At 70.0% G+C, this 6,223-nt stretch carries 6 protein-coding genes; 3 read left to right on the plus strand and 3 right to left on the minus strand.

The genetic code is table 11. The annotated features are described in order from the left end of the window. Positions 1-116: 116 nt before the first annotated feature. The 3 genes from QMX80_RS05530 to QMX80_RS05540 form a co-directional block, all read right to left on the minus strand. Positions 117-380, minus strand: coding sequence for a hypothetical protein (locus tag QMX80_RS05530; protein WP_273081390.1), 264 nt, complete (start codon positions 378-380; stop codon positions 117-119). A gap of 65 nt (positions 381-445) precedes the next feature. Next, positions 446-1,033, minus strand: a complete 588-nt coding sequence (locus tag QMX80_RS05535; RefSeq protein WP_055766974.1) for a YdeI/OmpD-associated family protein — start codon at positions 1,031-1,033, stop codon at positions 446-448. A gap of 96 nt (positions 1,034-1,129) precedes the next feature. Then, a complete protein-coding gene (locus QMX80_RS05540; protein ID WP_282275757.1) occupies positions 1,130-2,509 on the minus strand; it encodes an amino acid permease in 1,380 nt (459 codons plus the stop codon). Between the two features lie 226 nt (positions 2,510-2,735). Between QMX80_RS05540 and QMX80_RS05545 the strand changes: the two genes are divergently transcribed. From QMX80_RS05545 to QMX80_RS05555, 3 genes are all read left to right on the plus strand, one after another. Continuing rightward, positions 2,736-3,908 (plus strand): acyl-CoA dehydrogenase family protein, encoded by a 1,173-nt coding sequence (locus QMX80_RS05545; protein WP_055766967.1) that lies wholly within the window; start codon positions 2,736-2,738, stop codon positions 3,906-3,908. Positions 3,909-3,972: 64 nt separating this feature from the next. Beyond that, positions 3,973-4,830: a PA4780 family RIO1-like protein kinase gene (locus QMX80_RS05550; protein WP_282275758.1), complete on the plus strand. Its 858-nt coding sequence runs from the start codon at positions 3,973-3,975 to the stop codon at positions 4,828-4,830. A gap of 109 nt (positions 4,831-4,939) precedes the next feature. Continuing rightward, a partial coding sequence (locus tag QMX80_RS05555; protein ID WP_282275759.1) for a CaiB/BaiF CoA-transferase family protein occupies positions 4,940-6,223 on the plus strand: 1,284 nt, incomplete at its 3' end.

Raw genomic sequence — 6,223 nt, forward strand, 5'->3', positions numbered from 1 at the left:
AAACCGCCTGTAGGCGGGGGCAACGCCCCGCTGCGGCGATACCGGGCAAGTCCGGGCCGGGAATGCCCGACGATTCCGGCTGGATGCGCCAAGGCGCGCGATGAAGCGCGGCGCGCTTATTCCTCGCGCTTGTTCAGCGCCGAGGTCGCCGCCGCGGCGTCTTCGCGCGACAGGAACAGGTATTCCAGTTCGCAGCCGCCGAATTTGTCCTCCAGCTCCTGCATGCGCACCGGATGGCTGCCGAAACGGTAGTGCTGGTGGCCGGTGTCGGCGTCCTCGATCAGATAGACACCGAAGGACGGGGGACTGGTGAGGGTGCCTTCCAGCTTGACGGACGAAGGGTCGATGGCGCGCTGGATGAGGTCTTCTAGATCGGTCATGGCGTTGCGTGGGGGTGTCGGTGTCGTGCTTTCGGGGGCAAGTGGAATCGTTGGCGGGGCCGGCGTCAATGCTTTTCGTGCTTCCAGTGGCGGCGCCTGCCCTGCGCCAGCCATTCGATGGCCTGGGCGATGCGCTGCTGGCGGGTGGTTTCGCGTTTGGCTTCGCCTATCCATTCCAGGTAGTCGCGCTGGGCGCTGGCGGCGAAGCCGTCGAACGTGGCCCTGGCCTGCGGTGCCGCGGCCAGGGCCTGTGCGAATGCCGGCAGCATGGGTAGCGGCGGCCGCGGCGTGCGCTTGAGGGCCGGCGCGCCGCCATCGATGCGTTGCATGGCCTGGCGCAGCTGGCCGGCGAATGCGCGCTTGCCGGGCAGGTCGGCCACCGACAGCAGCCGGCCGTACTGGCCCATCGCTTCGCCGTCGTCTTGCCTGCCGCCGTCGCGCGACCACAGGTTCAGCGCGGCATGGGCCTTGAAGGCGGCCATGCCGCACAGCAGCCTGCCGCGATGCAGGAAGGCGGGCATGCCCCACTTGATCGCTTCTTCCGCCTCCGGGCAGGCCGCATGCACGCGCTGGCGGATCTCGCGCAGGATCGGCTGCGCGAAGGCGGCGGCGCTGGCGATGTAGGCATCGACGCGGGGATCGGGCGTGGGCATGGCGGGCCTCGGATGGGCGCAGCCTGCCGTCAGTCGCACGCGGTTACAAGCCCGCCGTGGAGCGGGCCCGGATTTCCGCGGCTTCCCGCGGTGCGTTCAGGCCCCGCGGAAGCGCCGCGCCAGCCCGCTGACCACGGCGATGGCGGCGGTCAGCGCGGCCATCGACAGGAACTGCAGGCGGGTTTCCGGGGCCGACAGCAGCAGCGCGAAGATCAGCGCTAGGATCGCCAGCGCCAGCACCGTCAGGTAGGGGAAGCCGGCCATGCGGAACGGCAGCGGCGTGCCCAGGCGCTCGGCGCGGCGACGCAGGATCAGCTGCGAGAGCAGGGTGAGGGTCCACACCAGCAGGCAGGTCGAGCCGACCACGTTCAGCAGCACCGGCAGCACGCGGTCCGGGTACAGCAGCTCCAGCACGGTGGCGGCGAAGCCGAACAGCACGCTGGCCAGCACCGCCAGCACCGGTACCTGGCTGCGGCTGATGCGCGCCAGCCAGCGCGGCGCCTCGCCGCGCGCGGCCAGCGAGTGGATCATGCGCGAGGCGCCGTAGAGGTTGGCGTTGAGCGCCGAGAGCAGGGCGATCACCGCGATCACGGTGATGCCGGTGGCCGCGCCGGGGATGTTGGCGACCTGCAGCACCGCGGCGAACGGGGACTTGAGCGATTCGCTGGTCCACGGCACCACCGCGATGATCACGCCGATCGAGCCGATGTAGAACACCAGGATGCGCCAGGCCACGGTACGGATCGCGCGCGCCAGGCTGCGCTCGGGGTCCTGGGTTTCGGCCGCGGCCACCGCCACGATCTCGGTGCCGCCGAAGGCGAACACCACCACCAGCAGCGCCGCGCCGACGCCGGCCAGGCCCTTGGGTGCGAAGCCGCCGTGGTCGAACACATTGGACAGGCCGGGCGAGGCCACGCCCGGCAGCAGCCCGCACAGCAGGGCGATGCCGACCAGGATGAAGGCGATGATCGCGGCGACCTTGAGGATGGCGAACCAGAACTCGAACTCGCCGTAGTTGCGCACGCCCATCAGGTTGATGACGGTGAACACCACCATGAACGCCAGCGAGGTCAGCGGCACCGATAACTGCGGCAGCAGCGTCGCCAGCAGGCCGGCCGCGCCCACCGATTCGGCGGCGATCACGATCACCAGCTGCACCCACCACAGCCAGCCGATGGTGGCGCCGGCGGTGGCGCCCAGTGCGTCGGCGGCGTACACCGAGAACGCGCCGCTGGCCGGCCGCGCCGCGGCCATCTCGCCCATGGCGTGCATCATGATGATCACCAGCGTGCCGGCGACCAGATAGGACAACAGTACCGCCGGGCCGGCGGCCTGGATGCCCACGCCCGAGCCGAGGAACAGGCCGGCGCCGATCGCGCTGCCCAGGCCCATCATGATCAGCTGGCGCGGTTTGAGCGCGCGTTCCAGTTTCTGCGACGGCGGAGCCGGGTCGGCAACGGACGGATTGGCAGGCATCGGCGGGCTTCGGAGGGCGGAAAGGGCGACACCATACCGCGTCGGCTGCCAGGCGTGCCTGTTCCGTTGGTTGGGGCCGGAGGGTCGCGAGGCGGCCGGCCGGGGAGCGGGGCGGACCGGGGCGCGGGCGCTTTGTCAACGTGCGGCCGCAGCAATCCTGATGGCCTGAATGGACTACCTTATCCGTCCACCCTCCCCGCCGTGACGGCAGCTTTCCGAGACAGCAATGACTTTGAAGACCCTCAACCCCTTCGATCTGTTCGACGTGCGTTCGCTGCTGAGCGAGGAGGAACGCGCGGTGCAGGATTCCGTGGCCCGCTTCACCGACGAACGCGTGCTGCCGATCATCGGCGACTGCTTCGACCAGGGCCGCTTCCCCGACGAACTGATCCCCGAGATCGCCGACATGGGCCTGCTCGGCTGCACCCTGCCCGAGCAGTACGGCGGCGCCGGCCTCAACGGCGTCAGCTACGGCCTGATCTGCCAGGAGCTGGAGCGCGGCGACTCGGGCCTGCGCAGCTTCGTCTCGGTGCAGAGCTCGCTTTGCATGTACCCCATCTATGCCTACGGCTCGGAAGAGCAGCGCATGCGCTGGCTGCCGGACATGGCGCGCGGCAAGGTGATCGGCTGCTTCGGCCTGACCGAAGCCCACGGCGGTTCCGACCCGGCCAGCATGAAGACCCGCGCGGTCAAGGACGGCGGCGACTGGGTGATCAACGGCTCCAAGATGTGGATCACCAACGGCTCGGTGGCCGACATCGCCATCGTCTGGGCCAATACCGAGGAGGGCGTGCAGGGCTTCGTCGTCGAGAAGGGCACCCCGGGCTTCACCGCCCAGGAGATCAAGCACAAGATGAGCCTGCGCGCCTCGGTGACCGGCGCGCTGTTCTTCGACAACGTGCGCGTGCCCGACGCCAACCGCCTGCCCAACGTGAAGGGCCTGAAGGGTCCGCTGGGCTGCCTGACCCAGGCCCGTTACGGCATCACCTGGGGCCCGCTGGGCGCCGCGATCGCCTGCCTGGACGAAGTGCTGGCCTACACCAAGGAGCGCATCCTGTTCGGCCGCCCGGTGGCCGCCACACAGAGCGCGCAGATCAAGATGGCCGACATGGCCCGCCGCATCACCGCCGGCCAGCTGCTGGTGCTGCAGCTGGGGCGCCTGAAGGATGCCGGGCAGATGCAGCCGCAGCAGGTCAGCCTGGCCAAGTGGAACAACTGCCGCCTGGCCATCGACATCGCCCGCGAATGCCGCGACCTGCTCGGCGGCGCCGGCATCACCACCGAGCACGGCGCGATCCGGCATGCACTGAACCTGGAGTCGGTCATCACCTACGAAGGCACCGAGACCGTGCACCAGCTGGTGATCGGCCGCGAACTGACCGGCATAAACGCGTTCTGAACGCGCTTCTGAATGCCAGGCGGCCTGCATGCGATCATGCCGGCCGCCTTTCGCATGACTGGACATGAAGACACCCCCACAACTGCAGGTACTGATCGACGACGGCGTCATCGACGAAGTGCTGCGCCCGCTCAAGAGCGGCAAGGAAGCGGCCGTCTATGTCGTCCGCAGCGGCGATGAGATCCGTTGCGCCAAGGTCTACAAGGACATGGCCCAGCGCAGTTTCCAGCAGCGGGTGCAGTACCAGGAAGGACGCAAGGTGCGCGGCTCGCGCGAGGCGCGCGCCATCGGCAAGGCCAGCAAATACGGCCGCAGGCAGCAGGAAGCGGCGTGGAAGAACACCGAGGTGGACGCGCTGTACCAGCTGCGCGGGGCCGGCGTGCGCGTGCCCGAGCCGTTCGGCTATTTCCACGGCGTGCTGGTGATGGAACTGGTCACCGATGTCGAGGGCTTCAGCGCCGCGCGCCTGGGCGAAGTCGAACTCGACGCCGCGCAGGCCCGGCGGTTCCATGCGGTGCTGGTGCAGCAGGTCAAGCTGATGCTGTGCTGCGGCCTGATCCACGGCGACCTGTCGCCCTACAACGTGCTGGTCGGCCCGGATGGCCCGGTGGTCATCGATTTCCCGCAGGTGGTCAGCGCCGGCGGCAACAACGCCGCGCGCGCGATGCTGCTGCGCGACGTCAACAACCTCACCGCCTGGCTCGGGCGCTCGGCGCCGGAGTTGTTCGATACCTGGTATGGCGAGGAAATGTGGGAGCTGTTCCAGGCCGGCGACCTGCAGCCTGACAGCGCGTTGACCGGCGAGTTCACCCCGGACCTGCGCGCGGTCGACCTGGACGGCGTCCGCGAGGCCATCAACGACGCCCGCGAGGAAGCCCTCATCCGCCAGCAGGGGCGCGAGGCGGCCGAAGAAGACTACTGAGCGTGGGCAGGTCGCGCCGGGCGTGGCGATGTCCCGCGGCTGGGCGTGGCGGTGTTGCCAGGCGTCTAGACATGGCAACCTTCCTGCCTGCGGACTGCGTGGTGATCGGATGAAGCTGCTCGAAGGTATCCGCGTGCTCGACCTGTCGCGCATCCTGGCCGGGCCGTGGGCCACCCAGGTGCTGGCCGATTTCGGCGCCGAGGTCATCAAGGTCGAGCGCCCCGGCGTGGGCGACGATACCCGCGGCTGGGGACCGCCGTTCCTGAAGGATGCCGACGGCAACGACACCACCGAGTCGGCGTATTACCTGTGCGCCAATCGCGGCAAGCGCTCGGTGGCCATCGACTTCACCCGGCCGCAGGGGCAGGCGCTGATCCGCGCGCTGGCCGCGCAGTGCCAGGTGCTGGTGGAGAACTACAAGGTCGGCGGACTGGCGAAGTACGGGCTGGACCATGCCAGCCTGCGCGCGATCAACCCGGCGCTGGTGTACTGCTCGATCACCGGCTACGGCCAGGACGGGCCGTACGCGCAGCGCGCCGGCTACGACGCGGCGATCCAGGCCGTCGGCGGCCTGATGAGCGTGACCGGCGAGCCGGACGGTGCGCCCGGCGGCGGACCGCAGAAGGTGGGCGTGGCCGCCACCGACCTGATGACCGGCATGTACGCGGCCAGTGCGATCCTGGCCGCGCTGCGCCATGCCGAACGCACCGGGCAGGGCCAGCAGATCGACCTGGCCCTGCTGGATACGCAGGTGGCGTGGCTGGCCAACCAGGCCTCGAACTGGCTGGTCGGCGGGGTGGTGCCGGAGCGGCAGGGCACGGCGCATCCGAACATCGTGCCCTACCAGGTGATGCCGGCGGCGGACGGCCATTTCATGCTGGCGGTGGGCAACGACGCGCAGTTCGCGCGTTTGTGCGACGTGATCGGCGAGCCGCAGCTGGCCGCCGATGCCCGCTATGCGACCAACGCCGCGCGTGTGGCGCATCGCGCCGAACTGGTGCCCTTGCTGCAGCGGTGCCTGCGCGCACGCCCGGCGGCCGAATGGCTGGCCGCGCTGGAGCAGGCGGTGGTGCCGGCCAGTCCGGTCAACCGTATCGACCAGGTCTTCGACGATGCGCAGGTCCGCGCGCGCGGCCTGCGCGTCGACCTGCCGCACGCCACCGGCGGCACCGTGCCGGGGGTGCGCAATCCGCTGCGGTTCTCGGCCACGCCGCTGCAGTACCAGCAGGCCGCGCCGGTGCTGGGGCAGCACACCGCGCAGGTGCTGGGAGAGATGCTGTCGCTCGACGCCGACCGCCTGCGGGAACTGCAGGCGGCGGGCGTGATCGACGGCGGGGGGGGGGGCCCCCGCCCGGGGGGGGTGAGGGGCGGGTTTGCGGCGGGGGGGTGGCGG

The organism is Stenotrophomonas sp. PS02297 (assembly GCF_029959705.1).
Classification (GTDB): Bacteria; Pseudomonadota; Gammaproteobacteria; order Xanthomonadales; family Xanthomonadaceae; genus Stenotrophomonas; species Stenotrophomonas nitritireducens.